Here is a 26754-nt window from a genome sequence, read left to right on the forward strand (position 1 = left end):
TCGATGCCGCTCATCGGTCCGTCAGCAGCACTGCGGCGGTGCGGTCCCTGCGGCCGCATTGCCCTCCTTCTCCTTTCCGGCCTGTCTCTCGCGACCCTCGAGACCGGCAGCGCGTCCGCGCAGCCGGCACCCGCCGGACGACATGAAGTCGACGATCCCGTTGCCGCGCATATCGCCGAGGCGGCGCAGCGGTTCGGCATTCCCGAACACTGGATCGTCGCGGTCATGCGTGCCGAAAGTGCAGGCAATACGCGCGCGCTCTCAAGCGCAGGAGCACAGGGATTGATGCAGGTCATGCCAGCGACTTGGGATGATCTGCGGGTTCGACATCGGCTCAGTTCCGATCCCTTCGACCCGCGCGACAACATCCTGGCGGGCGCGGCCTATCTGCGCGAGATGTACGACCGCTATGGTACGATTCCGGCCATGCTCGCGGCCTACAATGCCGGTCCCGATCGCTACGACGAGCACCTCGCGACGGGCCGTCCGTTGCCCACCGAAACGCGCGCCTATGTCGATCTGCTTGCACCGGCACTGGGCGCAACGGTGCCGTCGCCCGGCGCTCCGGCTGTGCCATCACCGCCACCCGACTGGCGCGAGGCGCCGCTATTCGTCCCGCGCTCGGTTGACCACCGGACGGTCGTGGATAGCGTCACGGACAAGCACTCGGACGGCGCCTCCGCTTCCGTGCCGGTGCAATCGGACATCGAGGATCATTCCCACCCGAAGACCATCTTCATTGCGCAGGATGACACGGGGGGTGAGCGATGACGCGTTTCAGCTCTCATCGCATGATTTCGGGCTCTGGCGTGTCATGGAGTGTGCGAAGGGTAGCAGCAGGCACCACAACCGACCGATGGCAGGATAAAAGGGCGCACATTGCGCGCCGGTCGGTCGGTTGTTTTGTTTGGATTTTCTGGCGCGTTCCGCACATTGTCCGCCATCGGCGCAATGTGCGCCAAGCGCTCTACTTCCCAGCTTTGCAGGATTTTTCGCACATTGCGGGGCGATGCCGTGGCCGATGACCGCGAGTTCCGCGTCCGCCCCGGCCGCATCCGCTCGACGCGTGCGCAGGCGGCTCGCCCCTTCATCGCCCAGGCGCTGGCGGCCGCGAAGAAGGCGGGCGGCGGCGTGTCGCGCTCCGGCCGCGTCACATCCGGCAACCGCTCGCGCTTCGGCCATGGGCAGCGGGCCAGCATCCAGGCCAATCGTCTCATCACCGCGCGCTCACGCGGCGCCGTCATCAAGGCGCGCGTGGTTCGCCATTCGGCACGCGCCGCGCCGCTCGGCACCCATCTCGACTATCTGCGCCGCGACGGCGTCACTCGGGACGGAGAAAAGGCGCAACTGTTCGGGCCGGGAGAGGAGGAGGCGGACGGCAGGGCCTTCACCGAGCGCTGCGAGGACGACCGGCATCATTTCCGCTTCATCGTCTCGCCAGACGACGCGCTGGAGATGTCAGACCTGCGATCCTTCACCAGCGACCTTGTTGGCCAGATGGAAAAGGATCTCGGCACCGAGCTCGACTGGGTGGCCGTCGATCACTGGAACACCGAGCACCCGCATGTCCATCTGATCGTGCGCGGCGTGCGCCGCCAGGACGGTGAAGACCTCGTCATCTCCCGCGACTACATCAAGGAAGGCATGCGCGACCGGGCGCGCGATCTCATCACCCAGGAGCTTGGCCCGCGCACCGATCTCGATATCCGCCGCACCCTCGAAAGCCAGATCGAGACCGAGCGTTGGACGCAACTCGACCGTCAGCTTGCCCGCGACAGCCGGCGCACCGGAGTGATCGACCTCGCTCCGCCGCCGGGCGAACAACCGGATGAATTCCATGCGCTGAAGGTCGGGCGCCTGCGCAAGCTGGAAACACTCGGCTTGGCCGAGCAGGTCGGCCCCGGTCAATGGATGATCGGCGACAAGGCCGAGGCGACGCTGCGTGAACTCGGGGAGCGCGGCGACATCATCAGGCGCATGCACCGCGCGTTGACCGAGCGCGGCATTGAGCGTGGATCGGCGGACTACGTGTTGGCAGCCGAAAGCCTCGACGCGCCCATCGTCGGGCGTCTGGTCGAGCGCGGGCTCGACGACGAGCTCAAGGGCACGGCCTATGCCGTGGTCGACGGCATCGACGGTCGATCCCATCACTTCAAGCTCGCCGATCTCAGCGCCGCCGGCGATAGCGCGCCGGGCTCGATCGTCGAGCTGCGCGCCTATGACGATTCCCGCGGCCAGCGGCGGATCGCGCTCGCGGTGCGCTCCGATCTCGACATCGAACGGCAGGTGACGGCATCGGGTGCGACCTGGCTCGACCGGCAGAACATCGCGCGCGAGCCGGCCGCGCTGTCAGAAAACGGGTTTGGCGGGGAAGTACGCGACGCTCTCGACAGGCGGGCCGACCACCTCATCGGGGAAGGCTTGGCCCAGCGGCAGGGGCGGCGCATCGTCTTCAGCCGCAATCTCATCGACACGCTCCGCCGGCGCGAGTTGGACGAAGTCGGCGAGAAACTAGCGGCGAAGACCGGACAACCGTTCCAGCGTGCAGGCGCCGGCGAGCATGTCGCCGGCGCCTATCGCCAGCGCCTGACGCTCGCCTCTGGTCGCTTCGCGATGATCGACGACGGGCTCGGCTTCCAGCTCGTGCCCTGGACGCCATCGATGGAGAAACATCTCGGCCGCCATATCTCCGGCGTCGCGCGCGGCGACGGTGGTGTAGATTGGAGCTTCGGCCGCAAGCGGGGGCTGGGGCGGTAGTACTCGCAGACGCGCCGACGCTTGTCAGGTCGCCATCAGTCTCACGCTTCGCTGAGCGCCTCGATGATGCGACAATTCGAGATGTGGGTCGCACCGTCGCAGCTTGCGCTGATGCGACGAAGCTGGTCGGCAAGAGATTTGAGATCGGCGATCTTGCGCTCGATCTCGTCGAGATGCTCTCGGGTCAAGGCGTCAACTTCCGCGCAAGGGCGTTCCTCGTCCGAGGCCAGAGCGACAAGTTCCTTCACCTGATCCAGAGAGAAGCCCAGCGCCCGGCATCGACGAATGAAGCGAAGCCGGTCCAATTCAGCTTGACCATAGACGCGGTAGTTTCCAGCGCTGCGCCCGGCTTCGGGCAAGAGGCCGATTTTCTCGTAGTAGCGGATCGTCACGACCTTCGTGCCCGTGTGCCGCGCAAGATCGCCAATTTGATAGCCGTCGTCACGCATCGCTTGACCCTATAGTTACTATAGACGCTAGAGAATAGAGCAAAATCGAAAATATGGGAGTCGCCTATGGCCTGCTGCTCATCCGAAACCTGTGCCTCGTCGTCCAACAACGGCTCACCGCGCTTTCGCCGTGTGCTCTGGATCGTCCTCGCCATCAATGCCGGGATGTTTATCGCCGAGATCGTGGCTGGCCTTGTCGCCGGCTCCGCGGCGCTTCAGGCCGATGCGCTGGATTTCTTTGCAGACGCCGCGAACTACGCCATCAGCCTGGCTGTTTTCGGGTCAAGCCTGCGTTGGCGCGCTGGAGCGGCATGGGTGAAGGGAGCGTCGATGGGGATCTTCGGGCTCTGGGTACTAGCGACCGTTGTCTGGCACTTGGCCAACGGCTCGGTGCCTCATGCGGCTACGATGGGGATAATCGGCACGCTTGCATTGGTGATGAATGTCGCATGTCTGTTCCTGTTGACGGCCTTTCGAGAAGGGGATGCCAACATGCGCTCTGTGTGGATCTGTTCCCGAAACGACGTGGTCGCTAATGTGGCCGTTCTGCTCGCAGCTCTGGGCGTGTTCGGCACCGGAACAGGCTGGCCGGATTTCGTCGTAGCCAGCCTCATGGCAGTGCTCGCGATCCACGGCGCCGCCACCATCCTCCGAGACGCCTCGCGCGAGTGGCGGGAGGCCGGGCGCGTTCATGGCGTCCACATGTTGCGGTAAAAAGCCGTCTCGTTGATCCGTGGAGACCCTTGTACGCGCTGCAGGTCCCTCGCTGCGATCACCTGACCAATTTCACAGCCAATAATCGGTGCCCCATTTCAACTGACGAATTGTTTTCTTAAGTTTCCGTCCCTCCCGCCGTTGTTTATCCGTTGGTCGCCGTTCTTACGATCCGTGAGAAAATGGACTTGTTGTCCCTGATCATGCCGCTCAGCGTTCCGATATTTGCGCGAGACTTGAACCATGTCAGGTACGAAAATCCTCTGGGGGCAGATCCTCGTCGTTTTCACCATCGTCCTCACCACTACCTGGGCGGCGACAGAGTGGACCGCCTGGCGCCTAGGCTTTCAGGCGCAACTCGGCGCGCCCTGGTTCGAAGTCGGAGGGTGGCCGATTTACTATCCACCCGCGTTCTTCTGGTGGTGGTATTTCTACGATGCCTATGCCCCTCCGATCTTCATTGAGGGAGCCATCATTGCTGCCTCGGGCGGCTTCCTGGCAATTGCTGTAGCCATTCTTATGTCGGTCTGGCGTGCTCGCGAGGCGCCGAACGTTTTCACCTATGGATCGGCAAGATGGGCGAAAGCTGATGAGATCAAGTCTGCCGGTCTGCTTGGCCCCGATGGCGTCGTCCTGGGTAAGCTCAAGGACGACTATCTTCGGCATGAGGGACCGGAGCATGTGTTGTGCTTCGCGCCGACCCGCTCGGGCAAGGGCGTCGGTCTGGTCATTCCGTCGCTTCTGACTTGGCCGGGCTCGGCCATCGTCCACGACATCAAGGGGGAGAACTGGCAGCTCACGGCAGGCTTTCGCGTCCGGCACGGCCGCGTGCTCCTGTTCGACCCGACCAACCCGAACTCGTCCGCCTACAATCCTTTGCTTGAGGTTCGCCGCGGCGAGTGGGAGGTCCGCGATGTCCAGAACATCGCTGATATCCTCGTTGATCCTGAGGGCTCACTCGAAAAGCGCAATCACTGGGAGAAGACCAGCCACGCGCTCCTGGTCGGCGCCATTCTCCACGTCCTCTACGCCGAGGAGGACAAGACGCTTGCCGGCGTCGCCGCCTTCCTCTCCGATCCAAAGCGTCCCATCGAATCCACACTCGCCGCCATGATGAAGACGGCGCATCTTGGCGAGGTCGGCCCGCATCCAGTCATTGCTAGCGCTGCGCGGGAACTGCTCAACAAGTCGGACAACGAACGCAGCGGCGTCCTTTCTACCGCCATGTCGTTCCTCGGGCTCTACCGCGATCCTGTCGTCGCGAAGGTGACGCGCCGCTGCGACTGGCGCATCACCGACATGGTCAGCGCCAAGCGTCCGGCGACGCTCTATCTCGTCGTGCCGCCCTCCGACATCAATCGGACAAAGCCGCTCATCCGTCTCATACTCAATCAGATCGGCCGGCGGCTGACCGAAGACCTGCAGGCCAGGACCGCGCGGCACAAATTGCTGCTGATGCTAGACGAGTTTCCAGCACTCGGCCGCCTCGACTTTTTCGAGAGCGCGCTCGCCTTCATGGCGGGCTACGGGCTCAAGAGCTTTCTGATCGCCCAGTCGCTGAACCAGATCGAGAAGGCCTACGGCCCGAACAATTCGATCCTCGACAATTGCCACGTCCGGGTGAGCTTCGCGACCAATGACGAACGCACCGCCAAACGGGTATCAGACGCCCTCGGCACGGCGACAGAGATGCGGGCGATGAAAAACTATGCCGGGCACAGGCTCTCGCCCTGGCTCGGTCATTTGATGGTGTCGCGGCAGGAAACGGCTCGGCCGCTTCTGACGCCTGGCGAGGTCATGCAACTCCCGCCGGCGGACGAAATCGTCATGGTCGCGGGCATATCGCCGATCCGCGCGAAGAAAGTTCGCTACTACCAGGACCCCCGTTTCCAAGATCGCATTCTGCCACCGCCAACTAAAGCAGCGCCTGTCGAGGTCGAACAAGACGAATGGAGTACACTGCCATTGCCACCCAGGCCGACCCTACACGCCAACGGCTCTGGCAGCGCTGACGACGAGGAGGACACCACCGATTCCGAACGGCGCCGCCAGCCGGAGCTCGGCCGCGCCCAGCCCGTCGAGAAAAAGGAGCCAATCGAAAACGAATTCGAGATCGACCCCTTCGATGATGATCAGGAAGAAGTCGCGCGCAATAGTCGGATGAACCGCACGATGCAGCGCGTGGCGCGACAGGTTTCGCTCGACCCCAAAGACGGGATGGACCTCTAGCCCATGTCTGCTCGAAAGAAAAAGACGCAGATCTCAGTCTATCTTGACCCGGACATCATGGCGATGCTGTCGGACTATGCAGCGCGGCGCGAGCAATCGCAGTCGATGATCGCGGAGGCGGCGATCGCCTCCTTTCTTTCACCCGACGATGCTGAAAGGCGCGAGGCCGTCATTGCCAAGCGGCTGGATCAGATCGACAGGCGCATCTCCCGTCTGGAACGAGATCTCGGTATCTCTATCGAAACGCTGGCCGTCTTCGTTAGATTCTGGCTCACCACAACGCCGGCACTTCCGGAACCGGCCGCCCAGGCAGCTCGCGCCAGGGCCGCAGAGCGCTACGAGTCTTTCATCACCGCGCTCGGCCGCCGTATCGCCAAGGGACCGAAGCTTCGGCAGGAGATACCGGAAGACGTGGAGAGAGAGGCCAGGTGAGGCCAAAACGAACTCGTGTGAAATGGCCGGACGGGAACGCCTTGGCAATTTCCTATCATGCCAATGAGGCCATCACAGGATTTCTGCCGACCGTCGGGTATCCATGTTAGGGGCTACCTTTAGGCAAGGACGCTACCCTCGCCTCGCAGACCATCAGCAAAGTCATCAATCCCGCGGATTTCTTCCAGATGATGGATGCCGGTCTGCGGCGGCTCATCAAGCATGAGCACGATTGTTTGAGATGCCATCAGCGCAGTGATCTCCGCTTCCTTCCTGGCCTCGAATGACATGAAACGTCGAAACGGCTTTCCTTGCGTTCGACCAACGGCGGTGACCGACAATCCCACCCGGTCCGATCCGACCCGAAACTTTGAAAACAGCCATCTCATAACGCCGCGCATCCCCTGGATCCGACCAAGGTGACCGAGAAGACGCAATCCCCCTGCCGTCACAAGCGGCGTATCGAACGCAAGGCGCGTCGTCACGCGCTCATAGCCGTGGCGCCGCATCAGGACGTGCTGGTCCGCGAAATCGAACGGGACAGATGCTCGTTGAACAGATCGGCTTCCGAACGCGATCCTGCGGATTGCGGATGAGGGATACGGACGCAGGTTCTCCAATGTCCAATTCAACGCGGCCGTTCCATGAGCGTCCCCGAGACCGAGGAGGATACCGATCTCTATTTTCTCGACCTGATCCATGCCGTCTGCACAGGCCTGCGCCATGAGATTTGTCAGGCCAGGCGCGAGGCCCACGGAAAGCACGGCCCATCCACCGCTCGCAATCGCAAAGGCCTCGAGCGCCTCAATCTGCCGGAAAAGGTCGTCAGAAGCCGTGATATCGATATAGCCAAGACCCCGCTCCAGAACCGCTTCGGCGAAGGCCGGCCCATCCTGATCCATGCAAACGACGACAACGTCTATTCCTTCAAGCGCTCCTGACCAGGTTCGCCCGTCGTTCAGGTCGAGCGTCGTCCAGCGATAGCCCAGCTTCTCCGCGACGCCTTGGGCGGGCGCACGTCTCCGCCCGCCGATGGTCACGGCAGTGCAGCCCATCTGCCGCAACCGAGCCGCCATGGCGCGTCCGACCTGGCCGTAGCCTCCGACGATCAAGACACTCCGATTACTCATCGTCAGCGCTTGATCCGATCGAAGGCCGCGCGCGCATCAGGCCGACCGGACATCGAGTTCGCTCATCATTCCGGCGGCCATGTGCGCCATGTGATGACAATGGAGCATCCAAGGCGCGACCTCACCGGCATCGAAGGCAATCGATACCATCCCCATCGGCGGAACATGCACCGTATCACGGACGGCGCCGGCGATCCGCTGACCATTGACGTCCACTACCTGGAAAGCGTGTCCGTGGAGATGCATCGGGTGCGCCATCATCGACATGTTGTGGAACATCATCTCGACACGCTCGCCCGACATGACCGCGACCGGCGTATGGCTGCCCCAGAGTTGCCCGTTGAGCGACCACACATAAGGGCTCATCTGCCCGCCCAGCATGACCATATGCGTCCGGTCCACCGGCCGATCCGGGAGAGGATTGAGGGCACGGAGCGCCAACTCCGTCGTCATGTCGCCGGAATAGGCCGGATGCTCGGCGTCCGCCGTGGAAGAGATGCGTCGCACCTCGGCGCCGCGCGGGGCAAGCACGATACCGGTCCTTTGCGGTGCGCCTTCGCGCAAGGCCAGGACAGGCAAGACCGATCCGTCTGCTGGCATATCAATCTCGATGTCGAGCCGTTGCCCTTGCGCGAAGCCGAAGCGCGTTCCTTCCATGGGCTCTACGGCATCTCCGTCGACGGCAACCAGGCGACCGACCACCGATCCGAGATCGATCCAGAATGCCGTCATCGACGCCGCGTTGATGGCACGCAGGAGAACGCGTCCACCCCGCTCGACCGCGATCACCTCGGGATCGTCCAGGGTCCGGTCATTGGCGAGATAGGCATCGAATTCGAAGTCGTTGAGATCCATCTCCATTCCGGAGTCGTGGCCCATCCCCGCCATGCCGCCCGACATCGCGTTCGGCATTGGCATGGACATCGGATCGGATTCGTGATGCCCGACGATCCGCCGAGGGAATTCTCCCATGGAGTGGCTTCCTTCTTGCACCTCGCCATGCGGCATCGCGCGGCCGGACGTGATCTCCTCAAGGACCTCTTCGCCGGAGCGGAAGGAAAAGTCATGCAGGAAGAGAACGACCTCCTGCCTGTCAGCAGCCAGATCTTCGGCACTTCGAACGATCAGGGGCGCTGCGAGCTGATCGACCTCCTGAGCCGGGACATGGCTGTGCATCCAGAACGTTCCGGTACGGGGCGCAAAATCAAAGGATCGGCTGCCGCCCGCCGGAATCATCGGGCTCGTGTTCGACACGCCGTCCTGGGCGTTCGGCGGGATCTGACCATGCCAGTGCACGATGGTCTCGACATCGAGATCGTTCGTGAGGTCGACACGAAAGCGCTGACCGGGATCGAGGATCAGTCCGGGCCTTCCGGAGCCGTCGACAAGACCCAGGACCGAGGCGGCACGGCCGTCGACTTCGATCGTGCGACGCACGGCGCGCAATGTGAGCGCATTGGCCTTGGTGGAAGCTTGCGCGTACACGGTGCCGGGAAGCGACGCCATGATGCCGGCGGCAGCGCCGGATGCCAGGAAACTGCGACGTGAGAGTGGAGCCATTTTGACACCTTGAGCAAAACGCGTTCAATTCCGAATTCAGAGGTCCAGCCGCCGCAGTCTGAGCGCGTTGGCGATCACCGAGACCGACGACAGCGACATGGCGGCGGCCGCGATCATCGGCGAGAGCAACAGGCCGAAGACGGGGTAAAGCACACCGGCTGCGATCGGCACGCCGGCCGTGTTGTAGACGAAGGCAAAGAACAGGTTCTGCTTGATGTTGCGCAGGGTCGCCTTCGCGAGCTTTCGCGCCCGTACGATCCCGGTGAGATCGCCGCCCAGCAGTGTTAGCCCTGCACTTTCCACGGCAACATCGGCGCCCGTGCCCATGGCAATGCCGACATCGGCAGCGGCGAGCGCCGGCGCGTCGTTGACGCCGTCGCCCGCCATGGCGACCGAACGGCCCGCCGCGCGCAATTCGTCGACAAAGGCTTTCTTGCCTTCCGGCAGAACGCCGGCGCGCACGTCGTCAATGCCGAGCTTTGCCGCCACCGCCTCCGCGGTGCGCTGGTTGTCGCCGGTCGCCATGATGACGCGCAAACCCTGCGCATGCAGATCACGAATCGCGGCCGCCGTCGTTTCCTTGATGGGGTCCGCCACGGCGACGATACCGGCAAGGGTGCCGTCTACGGCGACGAACATGGCGGTCTTGCCCTCGGTCCTCAGCGCGTCGGCCTTCTCCTCACCGCTAGCGGCGTCACCGCCGATTGCCTGCATTAGCGCGGTGTTGCCGAGCGCAATGGAGCGGCCGCCCACTGTTCCCGTCACGCCCTTGCCGGTGACGGCTTCAAAGTCCGTGGCCTTGTCGAGTGGCACGCCCCGCTCCCGCGCGCCCTCGAGAATGGCTTCGGCCAAGGGATGTTCGGAACCGCGCTCCAAGGCTGCCGCCAATGCGAGAACGTCGTCCTCCGGAATATCCCCAAGGGCGACCACATCGGTCAGCTTCGGCCGTCCCTCGGTCAGCGTTCCGGTCTTGTCGACGATCAGCGTGTCGACGCGCGCCATGCGCTCCAGCGCCTCGGCGTCCTTGATGAGAACGCCGGCCTGCGCGCCGCGTCCCGCCGCCGTGGTGATCGAGATCGGCGTTGCAAGCCCGAGCGCGCAGGGACAGGCGATGATCAGGACCGACACTGCCGCCGCGATTGCGAAGACGAAGGCGGGACTCGGTCCGGCAAAAAGCCAGACGACAAAGGCGAGGATGGCGATGCCGACGACCGTCGGTACGAAGACTTCCGAGACCCGATCGGCCAGGCCTTGAATGGGCGCGCGCGAACGGCGCGCCCCGGCCACCATGTCGACGATCTGCGCAAGCACCGTGTCTGAGCCGACCGCCGTCGCGCGAATCGCCAGCGTGCCGTTCTTGTTGATCGTTCCGCCGGTCACCCGGTCGCCCTCGGTTTTCTCGATGGGGACGGCCTCGCCGGTGATCATACTCTCGTCGATCGAAGACCGGCCCTCGGCCACTTCACCGTCGACCGGCACGCTGTCGCCGGGGCGTACGCGTAGCAGGTCGCCTTCGACAATGTTCTCCAGCGGCGCGTCATATTCGGAGCCGTCGGACAGGATGCGTCGCGCGGTCTTGGGCGCAAGGTCCATCAGCGCCCGGATAGCGTCGCCGGTGCGCTCGCGGGCACGCAACTCCAGCACCTGACCGACGAAGATCAGCGCGATGATGACGACCGCGGCCTCGTAGTAGGTGCCGACCATGCCCCCCATCCGGTACTGCTCGGGAAAGACGCCGGGCAGGAAGGTCGCGACGAGGGAGTAGAGATAGGCCGCGCCGACACCGAGCGATATGAGCGTCCACATGTTGGGCGATCGGTTCTTTACGGAGTCCCAGCCGCGCTGGAAAAACGGCAGCGCCGCCCACAGCACGATCGGCGTGGCGAGGAGAAACTCTAAGTAGATCGCGATCTGATGGCCGATCCAGTCGCGGACGGGAAGACCGACCAGTTCACCCATCGTCAGGATCACCAGGGGCACCGCAGCGGCGGCGCTGATCCACATCCGCCGCGTGAAATCGGTCAGTTCCTCGCTTGGCTCGTCGGACGGCACCATCGGCTCGAGCGCCATGCCGCATTTCGGGCAGGCGCCGGGTTCGTCACGCACGATCTCCGGATGCATGGGACAGGTCCACTGCGTGCCCTGCGGCGCACGCTTGCCGACCTTCGCCGCGTTGCCCGAGGCGTAAAAATACGGATCGGCATCGAACTTCGTCCCGCAGCCATCGGAGCAAAAGTAGAAGGTGTCACCCCCGAAGTCTCGCATGCGCGCCTCCGGCTTGATCGTCACCGTCATCCCGCAAACGGGATCGGTTGCCGTTTCGCCGGCTTTCGGAGCCGGGTGATCATGGCCGGCATGATCGTGGCCATCGTGATTGTGCGACGTTTGGTCGTGATGCTGTTGAGAATGCTGCGCCATTTCGAATGCTTCCTGACTGACTTGGCGCACACGGTAGTGCTTCCAGTAACTGGAATGTCAAGAGCCTGATTGTCCTTTTATCTTCCAGCTCAGCCCGAATGATGCATGTGACCGGTCGACGGCGGACGAAGCCGCAGGAATACCGCCTCGAAGGCAAAGACGACGGCAATCCCGCCGACGGCAATGAAGACGATCGCCGGGTCCGCCTGCCACTTCATCAGTCCGAAGGCTGCGAGCACCACCGCGTCGAGCGTGATCGCCGTCAGCAGGATCCATGACCGGGCGCCGATGTCATGCCTGAGGTTCCGGTACACACCCCAGTGGATGACCATGTCCATCACCAGATAGAAGAACGCGCCGAGCGAGGCGATCCGGCCGAGATCGAAGAAGATGGTCAGAAGGCTGGCGATCACCACAGTGTAGACGAGCGTATGATCACGGATCACCCCTGGCATACCGAAATGGCTGTGCGGCACGAGCTTCATGTCGGTCAGCATGGCCAGCATGCGCGAGACCGCGAAAACGCTGGCGATCAGGCCGGACGCCGTAGCAATCAGGGCCAGAGCCACCGTCAGATAGAAACCAACCTGCCCGAAGGCCGGTGCCGCCGCCTCGGCCAGCGCATAATCCTTGGCGGCGATGATACGATCGAGCGGCAGGCTAGAGCCGACCGCGAAAGCCACAAGGAGATAGACGACGACGCAGATCGCGATCGAGACCACGATGGCGCGGCCGACATTGCGGTGCGGCTCGGTGATCTCGGCGCCGCTGTTGGTGATCGTCGTAAACCCCTTGAAGGCGAGGATAGCGAGCGCAGCTGAAGCCAGAAACCCTCCCGCCCCGGTCTCGCCGCCCGTCGCCTCGAAGGAAAAACCACCGGCCCAAAGCGCCGCAACGCCGAACAATGCGATCCCGAAAACCTTCAGGAACGCCATCACAATAGACAGCAACCCGACCGACCGGTTTCCCGACACGTTCACAAGCCAGGCGAAGACGATGACGGCGACGCCGATGGTCGGCACCAGCCAGCCTGTGGGCTCAATCCCCAATCCCCGCAGCGCATAGGCGGCGAAGGTTCGCGCGACGAGGCTCTCGTTGATGACCATCGACAGCGCCATCAAAAGCGCCGCGCCTGCCGCGACGGTCGTCGGCCCGTAGGCCTTGACCAGGATCATGCCGATGCCACCGGCCGAGGGATAGGCGTTCGACATTTTGACATAGGTGTAGGCGCTGAAGGCCGTGACGATGGCGCCGGCAATAAAGGAGAGCGGAAACAGAGGTCCGGCCAATTCCGCCATCTGCCCGGTCAGAGCGAGGATCCCCGCCCCGATCATGACCCCGGTGCCCATGGCGATGGCGCCAGGCAAAGTAATGCTGTCTTTTTTGTAGTCCGTCATGATCGTCCGCTCGAAATCGCTTTTCCCAGTGTCGGCGAGTGACGCCGAGTCGCTGATCTATTTAAAGGTTCCAGCAACTGGAGGGTCAAGGGTCGGCGGATGGATCAGATCAGGAATGCCTTGAGCGGCATCCAGATGCCCATGGCCATCATCATGAGGCTTTCGGTCAGGGAGACGAAGCCGAGCGGCACCGAAGAGCTGCCCCCAACACAGGCGCATTTAAGCTCGCGCTTGTCGATGTAGACCGCCTTGAAGATGCTGACAGCGCCGACCGTGCCGATGAACAGCGCCACCGGCGCCGATATCCAGGCGAGGATGCCGGCCGTCATCAGGATACCGGCCAGCGCCTCGCCAAACGGATAGATCGTGCCATAGGGCACCCACCGGCGCGCCAGCAGGTCGTAGTTCAGGAACATGGTCGAGAAGCTCTCGACATTCTGCAATTTCTGGATCGCCAGAATGGTCATCGACAGCGAGATGAACCACTCAAGCGCCCGCAGCGTCAGCACCGTGCCGTATTGGTTCCAAGACAACCCCAGCGCCAGCAGGGCGGCTACCGCGAAAATGGCGATAACCGGCCTGTAGGAGGTGTCGCTTTGCGCCTCCGGCGGCGGATCGATCTCGAAATAGACCCGCAGATCGTCGTAACCACCGACCCGTTCGCCACCGATGAAGGTCTGCGGCGTCGTCTCCACACCTTGGTCCTCCATGAAGGAGTCGGTCTCTTCGCGCGTGGTCAAGTGATGGTCCTCAACCTCAAAGCCCCGACGCTTGAGAAGATCCTTCGACTTCAGGCCGTAGGGGCAGAGGTGATCGGGCATCACCATGCGATAGAGTTGCGCGGTCCGGGTTCCATGCTTCGCCATCACCGCCTCCTAGGAGCCCGCGCAGGCGTACTGGCCGCGGAAGCCGGCCTCGTACTCCGCGCCGGCCGTCACTACCAGATCGTAAAGATCGCCGCTGTCGGTCTCATGCAGTTCAGCCGAGAGCGGCTCGGCGGTGAACGTGCCCCCTTCGGGGCCGGTTTCGCTTGCGTCGAGGCGAACGAGGTCGCCGCTGATCTTGACCAAAGCAGCCGATCCTTCCGCGATCTCGCCCGCGACCAGAACGGGCGGGCTGCCCTCGGTATAGGTGAAGCGGCAGGCTGCGCCATCCGGAAAAACCCGAGCGATCTCGTCCTCGGTCAGGAACTCCGGATCGACCTTGGAAAGTTCTTCACTGGCGAGCGCTTCCTCAGCGCCGACAAGCTCCGCCGGAGTCGTCGCCGCGCGCTGCGTGGCCTTCCCGTTGGCGTCGATGCCGGCGATCAGATAGCGCATCTCGGCGATCTCCTTGTCCTGGGCGTAGATGATGTCGTCGGCCAGGGTGCGCACCCGCGGATCGGTTATGTTGGCGCGGCTCGACGTCATGATCGCGATCGAATGGTGCGGGATCATTGCGCTCATGTAGCTGCGGTCCTCGACGGTAACCTGGCTGCGCACCAGCCATAGTGCAGCAGCGAAGACGACAACCGAACCGGCGAAAATGGCGATGTTCGCGGTACGGTTCGCGTACATGGACAGCATGAAGGCGAGCATGATGACCGCCATGGACGCGCCCATCACAAGGGCCATATAGGCCCGGGTCTCCGACCAGAAGACGTGGCTGAGAAGATAGGTGTTCAGATACATCAATCCGAACATCACCACGGTCGATGTGGCGATCATCGCGAAGAAGCGGCCGTAATGCATGCTTTGCCTCCATGTTTTGTTCGGTTCCCTAATTAACGACCTTCCAGCGCAGGAAGGTTCCAAAGTCGCAAAGGGGCTTGACCTTCCAGTAGCTGGAATCCCTATATTACCGTGCATCAGGAGGATGCGCCCATGAACATTGGAGACGTCGCCGAAGCGAGCGGCCTGCCCGCAAAGACGATCCGCTACTATGAGGACATAGGTCTCGTTCGGCCGAAGCGCGGCCAGAACGGCTACCGCGCCTTCAGCGAGGCCGACGTGTACAAACTGGCGTTCCTGTCGCGCGCGCGATCGTTGGGCTTCTCGATCGAAGACTGTCGCTCCCTAATGTCGCTCTACGAGGATCGTGACCGGGCAAGCGCCGACGTGAGAAACATAGCCAGCGATCACCTGGACCGGATCACGTCCAAGATCGCCGAGCTTGAGACTCTCCGCCGCACGCTCGAAACGCTGATCCATCGCTGCCACGGCGACGATCGTCCCGATTGCCCCATACTCGACGATCTTTCGGGAAGCGAGGCGACGCAGTGAACAAGAAAATCGTGGCAGTGGGAGCCATCGCCCTGATCGTGGCCGGTGTTGGAGCCTGGTTCCTGCCCGCGCAGGACGAGCCGGCCCGATCGTCGCAAGCCAGTACGACCGTGCGCCTGCCCGATCTGGAAGGCGCTGCCGCCGATGGCGCAGACCTGTTTGCAGCCAACTGCGCCGTCTGCCATGGCGAGAACGCCACGGGCACAGATCAAGGCCCACCATTCGTCCATCGCATCTATGAACCGAACCACCATGCCGACATCGCCTTCCAACTGGCGGTACAGAATGGCGTGCGCGCCCATCATTGGCGGTTCGGAAATATGCCGCCCGTCGATGGGGTGAACCGAGCCGAGGTCGAAAAGATCGTTGCCTATGTCCGCGCGCTGCAGCGGGCAAACAGCATCGAGTAGTGGAGACAGTGACGACATGCATCTAACAAGACGAACCATGATCTCCGGCCTGGTCGCCACTGCGGCGGCATCGGCTCTTCCGCGCCCGTTGCATGCGCAGACGGAGGCGGCCGAAACACTCACGGCGCGTGCGGCGACTGCGCGCATCGCGCCAGCCGACTATCCGGACACGGCGGTGTGGTCCTACAACGGCGCCGTTCCCGGTGCTCCGATCCGGCTTCGTCAGGGCGAGCGTCTGCGCCGGCTGTTCCGCAACGATCTCGACCAGCCGGGAACCGTTCATTGGCACGGGATTCGCATCGACAATGCCATGGACGGCGTCCCCGGTCTCACCCAGTCCGTCGTCGCGCCGGGCGACAGCTACCTCTACGACTTCGAGCTGCCGGATGCCGGCACCTACTGGTTCCATCCGCATAACCGGGCCTGGGAGCAGATGGCGCGCGGCCTGTCTGGCGCCCTGATTGTGGAAGAGACCAACGGTGCGCCGGAGGTCGATCTCGATGAGGTCTTGCTGATCGACGACTGGCGCCTCTCCGAAGACGGGCAGATCGCCGGCGGCTTCAACGACATGCATGACTGGGCCCATGCGGGCCGCATCGGCAACTGGGTGACCGTCAATGGCACGGGCGGCTGGCGCCGCATGGTCGCACGCAATGCGCGGATACGCCTTCGCCTCATCAATGCGGCAAATGCCAGAATTTTCAATGTCGCCGCTCAGGGTCTAGAAGGCTGGATCGTCGCGCTCGACGGCATGCCGCTGGACGCACCCCGGCGCTTCGACCAACTCACTCTCGCCCCGGCGCAGCGCGCCGATCTCGTTGTCGACGTGACCGCAACCGTTGACGAGAAGGCCTATCTCGTAGGGCTTGAGGGCAATTCCGGCTATGCACTGGCGACCTTCGATGTCGACGGCGAAGCGCATGCCGAACGATTGCCTGCACCCAACGCCCTGCCAGCCAATCCGGTGTCTGCTCTCGGTGCGGTCAATGAGGCGCGCCGCATCGAATTGCGAATGGAAGGAGGCGCCATGGGATCAATGCGAGGCGCTACGATGTCCGGCCGTATGATGGGCATGTCCGAACTGGTGAGTGCCGGCAAGGTCTGGGCATTCAACGGCATGGCGGACATGCCCGATAATCCTCTTCTCGAAGCGCGCGCAGGAGAGACAGTCAAGGTCGCCATCGTCAATGATACGGCTTGGCCGCATGCCATGCATTTGCACGGACACCATTTCAGACAGGTCTTGCGCGACGGCACGACAGGTCCGCTGAGGGATACACTGCTGATGGACCGTGACGAGAGCGTCGAGATTGCCTTCGTCGCCGATAATCCCGGTGATTGGCTGCTTCACTGCCACATGCTGGAACATTCCGCCGGCGGAATGATGACATGGCTTCGTGTGAGATGAGGTAAATCCAGCCGCACTCTGCAACGGCAGTCAATCGAAGAACCGAGCAACTCGCAAATCTTCCGCAATTTCCGGAAGCAGCCGGGCAGGAACGGATCGCCGTTCTCCTGTTTTCACACGCTACACTACGACGCCGCTAATTCCTTGTTGAATCAGCCATAACTCAGGCTCTTTTAATCATCCCCGCATGGGGATCGTCCGTTTGTCCCCGCTGGAATTGGGGATCGGATGGCAGCCTCACATCACAATTCGGAAGGGATCGCACGCGGCGCACGGATGCTGCGCACCGCGCTCGGTCCGGCCATCGCGACGTTCCTGGAAGATCCCGGCGTCGTCGAGGTGATGCTGAACCCTGACGGGCGGTTGTGGATCGACCGTCTCTCCGAGGGTCTATCCGATACGGGCGAGCGCTTGGCACCGGAAGACGGCGAACGCATCATCCGTCTGGTCGCTCACCATGTCGGCGCCGAGGTCCATGCGGCGAGCCCGCGTGTCTCGGCGGAACTGCCCGGAACGGGGGAGCGGTTCGAGGGGCTTCTCCCTCCTGTCGTGGCTGCGCCGGCTTTCGCGATCCGCAAGCCGGCCGTCGCGGTGTTCTCCCTCGACGACTATGTCGCCGCCGGCATCATGACGGCCGATCAGGCGTCGGCATTGCGGGCCGGCGTCGTCGCGCGCGCTAACATCCTCGTCGCGGGCGGCACCTCGACCGGCAAGACCACGCTCACCAATGCGCTGCTGGCCGAGGTCGCGAAGACCGCCGACCGCGTTGTCATCATCGAGGATACGCGCGAACTGCAATGCGCCGCACCCAACCTTGTCGCCATGCGGACGAAGGACGGCGTCGCTTCACTCTCCGACCTCGTCCGATCGTCCCTGCGCCTGCGGCCCGACCGGATTCCCATCGGCGAGGTTCGCGGCAGCGAGGCACTCGATCTCCTCAAAGCCTGGGGCACCGGCCATCCGGGCGGCGTCGGCACGATCCACGCGGGATCGGCGCTCGGCGCGCTGCGCCGGCTCGAGCAACTCATCCAGGAAGCCGTCGTCACCGTCCCGCGCGCGTTGATCGCGGAGACCATCGATCTCGTGGCCGTGCTGTCCGGACGCGGCTCCGCCCGTCGCCTCCCAGAGCTCGCCCGCGTCGAGGGCCTCACGCCCGACGGCGATTATCGCCTCGCGGGAGCGATCGCCGCTCCGGACGCACCTCTTCCCACAGCAACCGCAAAGGAAAGCTCCCATGAACCAGATCCTGCATAACACTCGCCGGCGATTGGCGACCGCCGCGTCGGTGGCGGTCATCGCCATGATGACGGCGCCCACCGCGCACGCCTCCGGCTCGTCCATGCCCTGGGAGGCGCCGCTCCAGTCGATCCTCGAATCCATCGAGGGCCCGGTCGCCAAGATCATCGCCGTTATCATCATTATCATCACCGGCCTGACGCTTGCTTTCGGCGACACGTCCGGCGGGTTCCGGCGCCTGATCCAGATTGTCTTCGGCCTCTCGATCGCCTTTGCGGCGAGCTCCTTCTTCCTGTCCTTCTTCTCCTTCGGCGGCGGGGCGCTGATCTGATGGCCGCCGACGAAGGGCACAGCGGGGAACTGCTCGGCTTCTCAGTTCCCGTTCACCGGGCGCTGACCGAACCGATCCTGCTGGGCGGTGCGCCGCGCGCCATCGCCATCATGAACGGCACGCTGGCCGGTGCGGTCGGTCTCGGTCTGCGGCTCTGGCTGGTCGGCATCGCGATCTGGGCGATCGGACACATCGCGGCGGTCTGGGCCGCCAAGCGCGATCCGCTCTTCGTCGAGGTTGGCCGCCGCCATCTGCGCATTCCCGCGCATCTGACCGTCTGAGGGGGAAGGCGCAGCGATGATGAACCTCGCCGAATACCGCAACCGCAACACCCGGCTCGCCGATTACCTGCCTTGGGTAGCACTGGTCGGCCAGGGCACCGTCCTCAACAAGGACGGCAGCTTTCAGCGCACGGCGCGCTTCCGGGGGCCGGACCTCGATTCCGCGGTTCCCGCGGAGCTCATCGCTGTTGCCGGCAGGCTGAACAACGCCTTCCGCCGCCTCGGTTCGGGTTGGGCGATTTTCGTCGAAGCGCAGCGCCACCCCTCGAACCTCTATCCCGACAGCCGCTTTCCCGATGCCGCATCCGCGCTGGTCGATGCCGAGCGCAAGGCGAGCTTCGAAGAGGCCGGCGCGCATTTCGAGTCGAGCTATTTCCTCACCTTCACATATCTGCCGCCGGCCGAGGATGCCGCGCGCGCCGAGAGCTGGCTCTATGAAGGCCGCGAGACCAAAGGCGTCGATCCACACCAGGTCCTCACCGGCTTCGCCGACCGCACCGATCGCGTGCTCCGCCTGGTCGACGCCTTCATGCCCGAATGCCGGTGGCTCGATGACGCCGAGACGCTGACCTACCTCCACGGCTGCATTTCGACGAAGCGCCACCGTGTCCGAGTCCCCGAGACGCCGATTTATCTCGACGCGCTGCTCGCCGATCAGCCGCTCGCCGGCGGGCTGGAGCCTCGGCTCGGCGACGAGCATCTGCGTGTGCTGACGATCACCGGATTCCCTACGGCGACTACGCCCGGACTGCTCGACGAGCTCAACCGGCTCGCCTTTCCCTATCGCTGGTCAACCCGCGCCATCCTGATGGACAAGACCGATGCGACGAAGCTGCTGACCCGCATCCGTCGCCAGTGGTTCGCCAAGCGTAAGTCGATCGCCGCTATCCTCAAGGAGGTTATGACCAACGAGGCCTCGGTGCTGGTCGACACCGACGCCTCGAACAAGGCCGCCGATACGGACATCGCCCTGCAGGAGCTCGGCGCGGACTATGCGGGCGTCGCCTATGTCACCGCGACGGTGACGGTGTGGGACGCCGACGCGCGCGTTGCCGACGAGAAGCTGCGTCTGGTCGAGAAGGTCATCCAGGGCCGCGATTTCACCGCGATGCCCGAAACCATCAACGCTGTCGATGCGTGGCTCGGATCGCTGCCCGGACATGTCTACGCCAATGTCCGACAGCCGCCGATTTCCACGCTCAATCTCGCCCACATGATCCCCCTGAGTGCCGTGTGGGCGGGGCCGGAACGGGACGAGCACCTTGCAGCGCCCCCACTGCTGTTCGGCAAGACCGAGGGCTCCACCCCGTTCCGGTTTTCGCTTCATGTCGGCGATGTCGGACACACGCTTGTCGTCGGCCCGACCGGCGCGGGCAAGTCCGTGCTGCTCGCGCTGATGGCGCTGCAGTTCCGCCGCTACGCCGGTTCGCAGGTCTTCGCCTTCGATTTCGGCGGGTCGATCCGCGCCGCCGCGCTCGCCATGGGCGGCGACTGGCATGATCTGGGCGGCGGTTTGACCGAAGGCGATGATCAGAGCGTCTCGCTGCAGCCGCTCTCGCGTCTTGAAGCGACGGCCGAGCGGGCCTGGGCCGCCGACTGGGTCGTGGCGATCCTGATGCGCGAGGGCGTCGAGATCACGCCGGAGGTGAAGGAGCACCTCTGGACGGCGCTGACTTCGCTCGCCTCGGCGCCCGCCGGCGAACGCACGATCACCGGCCTCGCCGTCCTGCTCCAGTCCAACGATCTCAAACAGGCGCTCAGGCCCTATTGCGTCGGGGCCGCCTATGGGCGGCTGCTCGACGCCGAGTCCGAGCATCTCGGCGAGGCGACCGTGCAGGCCTTCGAGACCGAGGGCCTGATCGGCACCGGCGCGGCGCCCGCGGTCCTGGCCTATCTCTTCCACCGCATCGAGGACCGGCTCGATGGCTCACCAACCCTCATCATCATCGACGAGGGCTGGCTGGCGCTTGATGACGAAGGCTTCGCCGGCCGGCTCCGCGAGTGGCTGAAGACGCTCCGGAAGAAGAACGCCTCCGTCGTCTTCGCCACGCAAAGCCTGAGCGACATCGACGGTTCGGCCATTGCGCCGGCCATCATCGAAAGCTGCCAGACGCGGTTGCTCCTCCCGAACGAGCGCGCGATCGAACCACAGATCACCGCGATCTACCGGCGCTTCGGCCTCAACGACCGCCAGATCGAGATCCTCGCGCGCGCCACGCCGAAGCGCGACTATTACTGCCAGTCGCGGCGCGGAAACCGGCTCTTCGAGCTCGGTTTGAGCGAAGTGGCGCTGGCGCTCTGCGCCACCTCCGCCAAGACCGATCAGACCGCGATCGCCCGCATTCTAACCGAACACGGCAGCTCGGACTTCCTCGCCGCCTGGCTGCGCGAGCGCGGTGCTGACTGGGCGGCCGATCTCATTCCCGACCTCAGCAATCTCATCCACCAAGCCCAGAAGGAGACCGACCATGAAGACACGTAAATCCCGCTCGCGCGCGGCCCGCTTTGCCGCCGCGCTTATCGCCGCGCCGGTCGCCGTGCTGCCGATGGTGCTGGCGCCACCGGCCTCGGCAGCTTGGATCGTCTACGATCCCACCAACTATGCGCAGAACGTGCTGCAGGCAGCCCGCGCCCTCGAGCAGATCAACAATCAGATCACACAGCTTCAGAACGAAGCGCAGATGCTCATCAACCAGGCGCGCAACCTGACAAGCCTGCCTTACTCCTCGCTGCAGCAATTACAGCAGGCGGTCGGCCGCACACAGTCCCTGCTTCAGCAGGCGCAGAACATCGCCTTCGACGTTCAGCAGATCGACCAGGCCTTCCAGCAGAAATACGCCAATATCGACATCAGCGCCTCCGAGCAGCAACTCGTGGCTGATGCGCGCTCCCGCTGGGAGAACACAGTCGGCGGGCTACAGGACGCCATGCGTGTCCAGGCCGGCGTGGTGGGCAATATCGAGACCAACCGCGCTCAGATGGAAGCGCTGGTCGATCGGAGCCAGGGCGCAACCGGCGCGCTACAGGCGACCCAGGCCGGCAACCAGCTTCTCGCATTGCAGGCGCAGCAGCTCTCCGATCTCACGGCCGTCATCGCCGCCAATGGCCGCGCCCAGGCGCTGACGGACGCCGAACGCGCGGCCGCGGCCGAACAGGGGCGCTTCCAGCGCGAGCGCTTCCTGACGCCCGGCAGCGGCTACCAGCCCGGCAACGCGCAGATGTTCAACACCGGCAACAACTGACTTGGGCCAGGAGGCCGGAAAGGAGTCAGCGATGGAGGGCAAGACCCTGGCGCGGATCGGAGCGATCGTCTTCGTCGCCTTTGCCATGACGGCGACGGTGATCGAATTGACGCGGGAAGACGAGCCGACACGGCCGGCTCCCGCGCCAGCGTTTGCGCCCGCCGTCGATCCGCTGCGCGCGGAACAGCGCCGCTGCCAGCAACTCGGTGAAGCGGCCGTCCGCGACGCGGAGTGTCTAGCAGTCTGGGCCGAGACCCGCGACCGTTTCCTCGGCCGCGCACCGTCGGGCGCCGCATCCAGAGACGAGGAATAACGATCTATGGGCGGCACCGGCGTCATCGACAACTTCCTGGGGGTCTTCACCAGCTATATCGACAGTGGTTTCGGCCTGCTCGGCGGTGAGGTCGCCTTCATCGCGACGACATTGATCGTCATCGACGTGACGCTCGCCGCGCTGTTCTGGTCCTGGGGCGCCGACGACGACATCATCGCACGGCTCGTCAAGAAGACGCTCTTCGTTGGCGTCTTCGCCTACATCATCGGCAACTGGAACAATCTCGCCCGCATCGTCTTCGAGAGTTTTGCTGGTCTCGGCCTGATGGCCTCCGGCACGAGCTTCTCCGCAGCCGATCTGATTCGGCCGGGCCGTGTCGCCCAAACCGGGCTCGATGCGGCGCGGCCGCTGCTCGAATCCATTTCGGACCTGATGGGCTGGGTCGCCTTCTTCGAGAACTTCATCCAGATCGCCTGCCTGCTCTTCGCCTGGGCGCTGGTCCTGCTCGCCTTCTTCATCCTCGCTATCCAGCTCTTCATCACCCTGATCGAGTTCAAGCTGACGACGCTCGCCGGCTTCGTCCTCATTCCATTCGGCCTCTTCGGCAAGACAGCCTTCATGGCCGAACGGGTGCTCGGCAACGTGATCTCGTCGGGCATCAAGGTGTTGGTCCTTGCTGTCATCATCGGCATCGGCTCGACCCTCTTCTCGCAGTTCACCGCCGGCTTCGGCGGCGTCACGCCGACGATCGACGAGGCGATGGCCGTGGTGCTCGCGGCACTGTCGCTGCTCGGCCTCGGCATCTTCGGACCGGGGATCGCAAACGGTATCGTCTCAGGCGGCCCGCAGCTTGGAGCGGGCGCGACCGTCGGCACCGGCCTTGCCGTGGGCGGCGCTGCCCTCGCTGGCGCGGGTGCTGCGGGTCTCGCCGCCAGAGGCGGCGGCATGGCGCTCTCCGGCACGGCGGCCGCTGCGCGCGGCGGCGCCGCTGCGGCAGGTGGAGCGGCAACCGCCTACAGTCTCGGATCGGCCGGTCAATCCGGCGCGGCCGGCGTTGCTTCCGGTTTCGGCGCGGTGGCGAGCACCGGCGCGAAGGCCGCGACATCGCCGTTGCGGAGCGCCGCGGCCAGAGCGTCCGGCAGCATGAAACAAAGTTTTCAGTCGGGCGCCCGGTCGGCCTTCGAGACCAGCGGCGGGACACTGGGCGATACCGCCAACACGGCGGATTCCACCGCCATTCCATCCACACCAACCGACGGTGCGCCTGACTGGGCGAAGCGCATGAAGCGCTCGCAGCGCCTCTCTCACGGCGTCCAGGCCGCCGCGCATGCCGTGCGCTCCGGCGACAGCCATGGCGGCGCCAGTTCTGTCAATCTTTCCGAGGGGAACCGCTCATGAGCTTCTTCAAACGATCCACCACCCACTACGGCAAATCCGCTGAGCCTGAGACTCCGTATCAGCGTGCGGCCCAGGTCTGGGACGAACGCATCGGTTCCGCCCGCGTGCAGGCCCGCAACTGGCGTCTGATGGCGTTCGGCTGCCTGATCCTCTCCGGCGGCTTCGCAAGCGCCCTGGTCTGGCAGTCCACGACCGGCAACGTCGTGCCCTGGGTCGTCGAAGTCGACAATCTCGGCGAAGCCCATGCTGTCGGCCCCGCGGACGCCAGCTTCGAGCCAAGCGATCCGCAGATCGCCTTCCATCTCGCACACTTTATCGAGCAGGTGCGCGCGATCCCCGCTGACGCAATCATCGTGCGCCAGAACTGGCTGCGCGCTTACGAGTTCACCACCGATCGCGGCGCAATCGCCCTCAATGACTATGCCCGCGCCAACGACCCGTTCACACGGGTTGGACGTCAGCAGATCGCGGTGGAGGTCTCCAGCGTCATTCGCGCCTCGCCGAATTCCTTCCGCGTCGCCTGGACGGAGCGACACTATGAGAACGGCCAGTTGTCTACGACAGAGCGATGGACCGCAATCCTGACCATCGTCATCCAGCCGCCGCGCGACGCCGAGAGGCTGCGCGCCAACCCGCTCGGCATCTACGTCAATGCCATCAACTGGTCGCGGGAGATGGGGCAATGAGCACGATTGTCCGCAAGCCCGCGCTTCCGGTTCTCCGTAAAACCGCATTGCCGCTTGTGCTGATTTCCGCATCGGCGCTCGCCGGATGCGCCACCTATCGCCCGCCGGAGATCAGCTACGATGACAGCGTGCCGCCGCTGCCCACGGTCGAGCGACCCACGGTCGATGAACGGCCGCGGCCGCTCCATACGCCGCCGGCCTGGACGGTCGCGCGAGGTGGACAGGCATCTTCCACACCAACGGGACAAGTCGAGAATGCCAATGTGGCCGCCCGAGTCGAGCCTCGCCGGGAGGGCTATTACAACGCCATCCAGATTTATCCCTGGAGCGAGGGGGCGCTCTATCAGGTCTATGCCGCGCCCGGCCAGATCACCAACATCGCGCTTGAACCAGGCGAAGCGTTGACCGGCGCCGGTCCCATCGCCGCCGGCGATACCGCCCGCTGGATCATCGGCGACACGGAGAGCGGCTCGGGAACATCCCGGCGCGTTCATATCCTCGTCAAGCCGACGCGACCGGACATCGTGACCAACCTCGTCATCACCACCGATCGACGCACCTACATGATCGAGCTGCGATCGCGCGACGATCCCTACATGCCCGCCGTCGCCTGGGCCTATCCGCAACCGCCCGCCACGCAGCGCGCCACGCCCACAACACCGAGGATCCCGGCCGCATCGGCCCGCCACTACCGCTACGGATTGCAGGGTGACAGCCCGCCCTGGCGGCCGGTCTCGGTCTTCGATGACGGGAGACGTGTCTATATCGTCTTCCCAGCCGGGATCGTGCAGGGCGAGATGCCGCCGCTCTTCGTCCTCGGGTCGGATGGCGAGCCGGAAATCGTCAATAGCCGCATCTACCAAAACATCCTGATCGTGGACCGCATCTTCGCGGCGGCCGAACTGCGGCTCGGCAGTGGCGATCGCCAGCAGACCGTCAGGATCGTGCGCACCGACGGGAGGCCCGGATCATGAGTGACATCGACAAGACCAGGGAGGACGATATGCCGCTCGAGGCACCGGCCGACGATACGACCGAACCGATGCGCCTCCGGGGAACCCCGCCGCGCGTCACGCGGCTCTCGCGCCGGGTTCTCGCCGGCCTCGGTCTGGTCGGAGCGCTCGGGGTCGGCGGCGCCCTGATCTACGCGCTTCAGACGCCCGACAATGGCGCTGGCAGCGACGAACTTTATTCGACCGAGAACCGCAATACCGCCGATGGATTAAACGAGCTGCCCAGCGACTACACCGGTCCGGTGCTCGGTCCGCCACTTCCCGGCGATCTCGGCCGCCCGATCCTCGATGCGCAAGAGCGGGGACAGCCCGTTCCGCCGCCGACGATCAATGCACCGGCCGTCGATCCGGAGGAACAGCGCCGCCTAGCCGAGGAAGAAGCCGCGCGCACCAGCCGGGTCTTCTTCCAGACCGCACCAGGCGCCACCCGGGAAACCTCGGGACAAAACCTTGCTGGGCTCAATCTCGGCAACCAACCGGGCGCCACACAGAACAACGATCTCGCCTTCCTCAACGCCCCGGTTGACCGGCGTACCGTGGCGCTCGACCGCGTCATTCCGCCGGCGTCTCCCTTCATCCTGCAGGCAGGGTCCGTCATACCGGCCGTTCTGATTACCGGCATCCGCTCGGATCTTCCCGGTCAAATCACGGCGCAGGTCACCCACCACATCTATGACAGTCCCACCGGCAGCATGGTGCTGATCCCGCAAGGCACGCGCATCATCGGCGAGTACAGTAATGACGTGGGTTTCGGCGACCGGCGTGTACTCCTCGCCTGGAATCGGCTGATCTTCCCCAACGGACATTCGATTGTTCTCGAACGCCAGCCCGGTGCTGACACGCAGGGCTATGCGGGACTCGAGGATGGGGTCGATTATCACTGGTGGGATCTGGCTAAGGCCGCCGGCCTTTCGACACTGTTGGCTGTCGGGGCTGAACTCACAATGGATGATGACGAACGCCTTATCCAGGCGATCCGCAACGGTGCCCAGGACACGATCAACGACGCAGGCCAGCAGATCGTCCAGCGCCAGTTGCAGGTCGCACCGACACTGACGATCCGACCGGGCTTCCCCGTGCGCGTCATCGTTACCCGCGATCTCGTCCTCGAACCCTATGGAGGCTGAG

25 protein-coding genes are annotated in these 26754 nt (G+C 64.2%); 18 read left to right on the forward strand and 7 right to left on the reverse strand.

Annotation, left to right across the window (positions count from 1 at the left end):
- Nucleotides 1–3 precede the first annotated feature (3 nt).
- Nucleotides 4–771, forward strand: a complete 768-nt coding sequence (locus V6766_RS13635) for a lytic transglycosylase domain-containing protein (protein ID WP_448467262.1) — start codon at nt 4–6, stop codon at nt 769–771.
- Between the two features lie 243 nt (nt 772–1014).
- Nucleotides 1015–2757, forward strand: a complete 1743-nt coding sequence (locus V6766_RS13640) for a relaxase/mobilization nuclease domain-containing protein (protein WP_448467264.1) — start codon at nt 1015–1017, stop codon at nt 2755–2757.
- A 41-nt stretch (nt 2758–2798) separates the two neighbouring features.
- Here the strand turns inward: V6766_RS13640 and V6766_RS13645 are convergent, their stop codons facing one another.
- Entirely contained in the window at nt 2799–3206 is a 408-nt protein-coding gene (locus tag V6766_RS13645) for a MerR family transcriptional regulator (RefSeq protein WP_292060106.1), read from the reverse strand.
- A 66-nt stretch (nt 3207–3272) separates the two neighbouring features.
- Here V6766_RS13645 and V6766_RS13650 point away from each other — a divergent pair, with 66 nt between their 5' ends.
- The 3 genes from V6766_RS13650 (at nt 3273) to V6766_RS13660 (ending at nt 6581) form a co-directional block, all read left to right on the forward strand.
- The gene (locus tag V6766_RS13650; RefSeq protein WP_292060108.1) at nt 3273–3920 is read left to right on the forward strand and encodes a cation transporter; all 648 of its coding nucleotides are present in this window, start codon (nt 3273–3275) and stop codon (nt 3918–3920) included.
- A 243-nt stretch (nt 3921–4163) separates the two neighbouring features.
- Entirely contained in the window at nt 4164–6149 is a 1986-nt protein-coding gene (locus V6766_RS13655) for a conjugal transfer protein TraG (RefSeq protein ID WP_448467267.1), read from the forward strand.
- A 3-nt stretch (nt 6150–6152) separates the two neighbouring features.
- Nucleotides 6153–6581, forward strand: a complete 429-nt coding sequence (locus V6766_RS13660) for a CopG family transcriptional regulator (protein ID WP_292060112.1) — start codon at nt 6153–6155, stop codon at nt 6579–6581.
- Between the two features lie 119 nt (nt 6582–6700).
- Here V6766_RS13660 and V6766_RS13665 read toward each other — a convergent pair whose 3' ends face one another.
- From V6766_RS13665 to V6766_RS13690, 6 genes are all read right to left on the reverse strand, one after another.
- Nucleotides 6701–7711, reverse strand: coding sequence for an NAD-dependent epimerase/dehydratase family protein (locus tag V6766_RS13665; RefSeq protein ID WP_448467269.1), 1011 nt, complete (start codon nt 7709–7711; stop codon nt 6701–6703).
- Between the two features lie 36 nt (nt 7712–7747).
- Nucleotides 7748–9271, reverse strand: coding sequence for a multicopper oxidase family protein (locus V6766_RS13670; protein ID WP_448467271.1), 1524 nt, complete (start codon nt 9269–9271; stop codon nt 7748–7750).
- A 36-nt stretch (nt 9272–9307) separates the two neighbouring features.
- Nucleotides 9308–11689, reverse strand: a complete 2382-nt coding sequence (locus V6766_RS13675; RefSeq protein ID WP_448467273.1) for a heavy metal translocating P-type ATPase — start codon at nt 11687–11689, stop codon at nt 9308–9310.
- Between the two features lie 89 nt (nt 11690–11778).
- Nucleotides 11779–13086: an APC family permease gene (locus tag V6766_RS13680; RefSeq protein ID WP_448467275.1), complete on the reverse strand. Its 1308-nt coding sequence runs from the start codon at nt 13084–13086 to the stop codon at nt 11779–11781.
- A 104-nt stretch (nt 13087–13190) separates the two neighbouring features.
- On the reverse strand, nt 13191–13952 hold the full coding sequence (locus tag V6766_RS13685; protein WP_448467277.1) for a MauE/DoxX family redox-associated membrane protein: 762 nt from the start codon (nt 13950–13952) through the stop codon (nt 13191–13193).
- Between the two features lie 9 nt (nt 13953–13961).
- A complete protein-coding gene (locus tag V6766_RS13690) occupies nt 13962–14816 on the reverse strand; it encodes a DUF305 domain-containing protein (protein WP_448467279.1) in 855 nt (284 codons plus the stop codon).
- 132 nt (nt 14817–14948) lie between these two features.
- Here V6766_RS13690 and cueR point away from each other — a divergent pair, with 132 nt between their 5' ends.
- From cueR to V6766_RS13755, 13 genes are all read left to right on the forward strand, one after another.
- Complete coding sequence (gene cueR / locus V6766_RS13695) at nt 14949–15347, forward strand: Cu(I)-responsive transcriptional regulator (RefSeq protein ID WP_448467281.1); 399 nt, start codon at nt 14949–14951, stop codon at nt 15345–15347.
- Entirely contained in the window at nt 15344–15757 is a 414-nt protein-coding gene (locus V6766_RS13700) for a c-type cytochrome (RefSeq protein WP_448467283.1), read from the forward strand. Before cueR ends, V6766_RS13700 begins: the two co-directional genes overlap by 4 nt.
- A 16-nt stretch (nt 15758–15773) precedes the next feature.
- Nucleotides 15774–17165: a multicopper oxidase family protein gene (locus V6766_RS13705; protein ID WP_448467285.1), complete on the forward strand. Its 1392-nt coding sequence runs from the start codon at nt 15774–15776 to the stop codon at nt 17163–17165.
- 228 nt (nt 17166–17393) lie between these two features.
- Nucleotides 17394–18419 carry a P-type conjugative transfer ATPase TrbB gene (gene trbB / locus V6766_RS13710; protein WP_448467287.1) on the forward strand — a complete coding sequence of 342 codons (1026 nt, stop codon included), beginning with the start codon at nt 17394–17396 and terminating at the stop codon, nt 18417–18419.
- Nucleotides 18400–18732 (forward strand): TrbC/VirB2 family protein, encoded by a 333-nt coding sequence (locus V6766_RS13715; protein WP_448467289.1) that lies wholly within the window; start codon nt 18400–18402, stop codon nt 18730–18732. The genes trbB and V6766_RS13715 overlap by 20 nt, the downstream gene beginning before the upstream one ends.
- Nucleotides 18732–19013 (forward strand): VirB3 family type IV secretion system protein, encoded by a 282-nt coding sequence (locus V6766_RS13720; protein ID WP_044409237.1) that lies wholly within the window; start codon nt 18732–18734, stop codon nt 19011–19013. Before V6766_RS13715 ends, V6766_RS13720 begins: the two co-directional genes overlap by 1 nt.
- 16 nt (nt 19014–19029) lie before the next feature.
- Nucleotides 19030–21495: a conjugal transfer protein TrbE gene (gene trbE, locus V6766_RS13725; protein WP_448467292.1), complete on the forward strand. Its 2466-nt coding sequence runs from the start codon at nt 19030–19032 to the stop codon at nt 21493–21495.
- Nucleotides 21482–22255 carry a P-type conjugative transfer protein TrbJ gene (trbJ, locus tag V6766_RS13730; protein ID WP_448467294.1) on the forward strand — a complete coding sequence of 258 codons (774 nt, stop codon included), beginning with the start codon at nt 21482–21484 and terminating at the stop codon, nt 22253–22255. The genes trbE and trbJ overlap by 14 nt, the downstream gene beginning before the upstream one ends.
- A gap of 31 nt (nt 22256–22286) precedes the next feature.
- Nucleotides 22287–22568: a putative entry exclusion protein TrbK-alt gene (gene trbK-alt, locus V6766_RS13735; protein WP_448467296.1), complete on the forward strand. Its 282-nt coding sequence runs from the start codon at nt 22287–22289 to the stop codon at nt 22566–22568.
- A gap of 6 nt (nt 22569–22574) precedes the next feature.
- A complete protein-coding gene (gene trbL / locus V6766_RS13740) occupies nt 22575–23927 on the forward strand; it encodes a P-type conjugative transfer protein TrbL (RefSeq protein WP_448467298.1) in 1353 nt (450 codons plus the stop codon).
- Entirely contained in the window at nt 23924–24613 is a 690-nt protein-coding gene (gene trbF, locus V6766_RS13745) for a conjugal transfer protein TrbF (RefSeq protein ID WP_448467300.1), read from the forward strand. The genes trbL and trbF overlap by 4 nt, the downstream gene beginning before the upstream one ends.
- Nucleotides 24610–25587: a P-type conjugative transfer protein TrbG gene (gene trbG / locus V6766_RS13750; RefSeq protein WP_448467302.1), complete on the forward strand. Its 978-nt coding sequence runs from the start codon at nt 24610–24612 to the stop codon at nt 25585–25587. Before trbF ends, trbG begins: the two co-directional genes overlap by 4 nt.
- Nucleotides 25584–26753, forward strand: coding sequence for a TrbI/VirB10 family protein (locus tag V6766_RS13755; protein ID WP_448467304.1), 1170 nt, complete (start codon nt 25584–25586; stop codon nt 26751–26753). Before trbG ends, V6766_RS13755 begins: the two co-directional genes overlap by 4 nt.
- The last annotated feature ends 1 nt before the right edge of the window (nt 26754 follow it).

It is taken from the genome of Martelella sp. AMO21009, assembly GCF_053484295.1.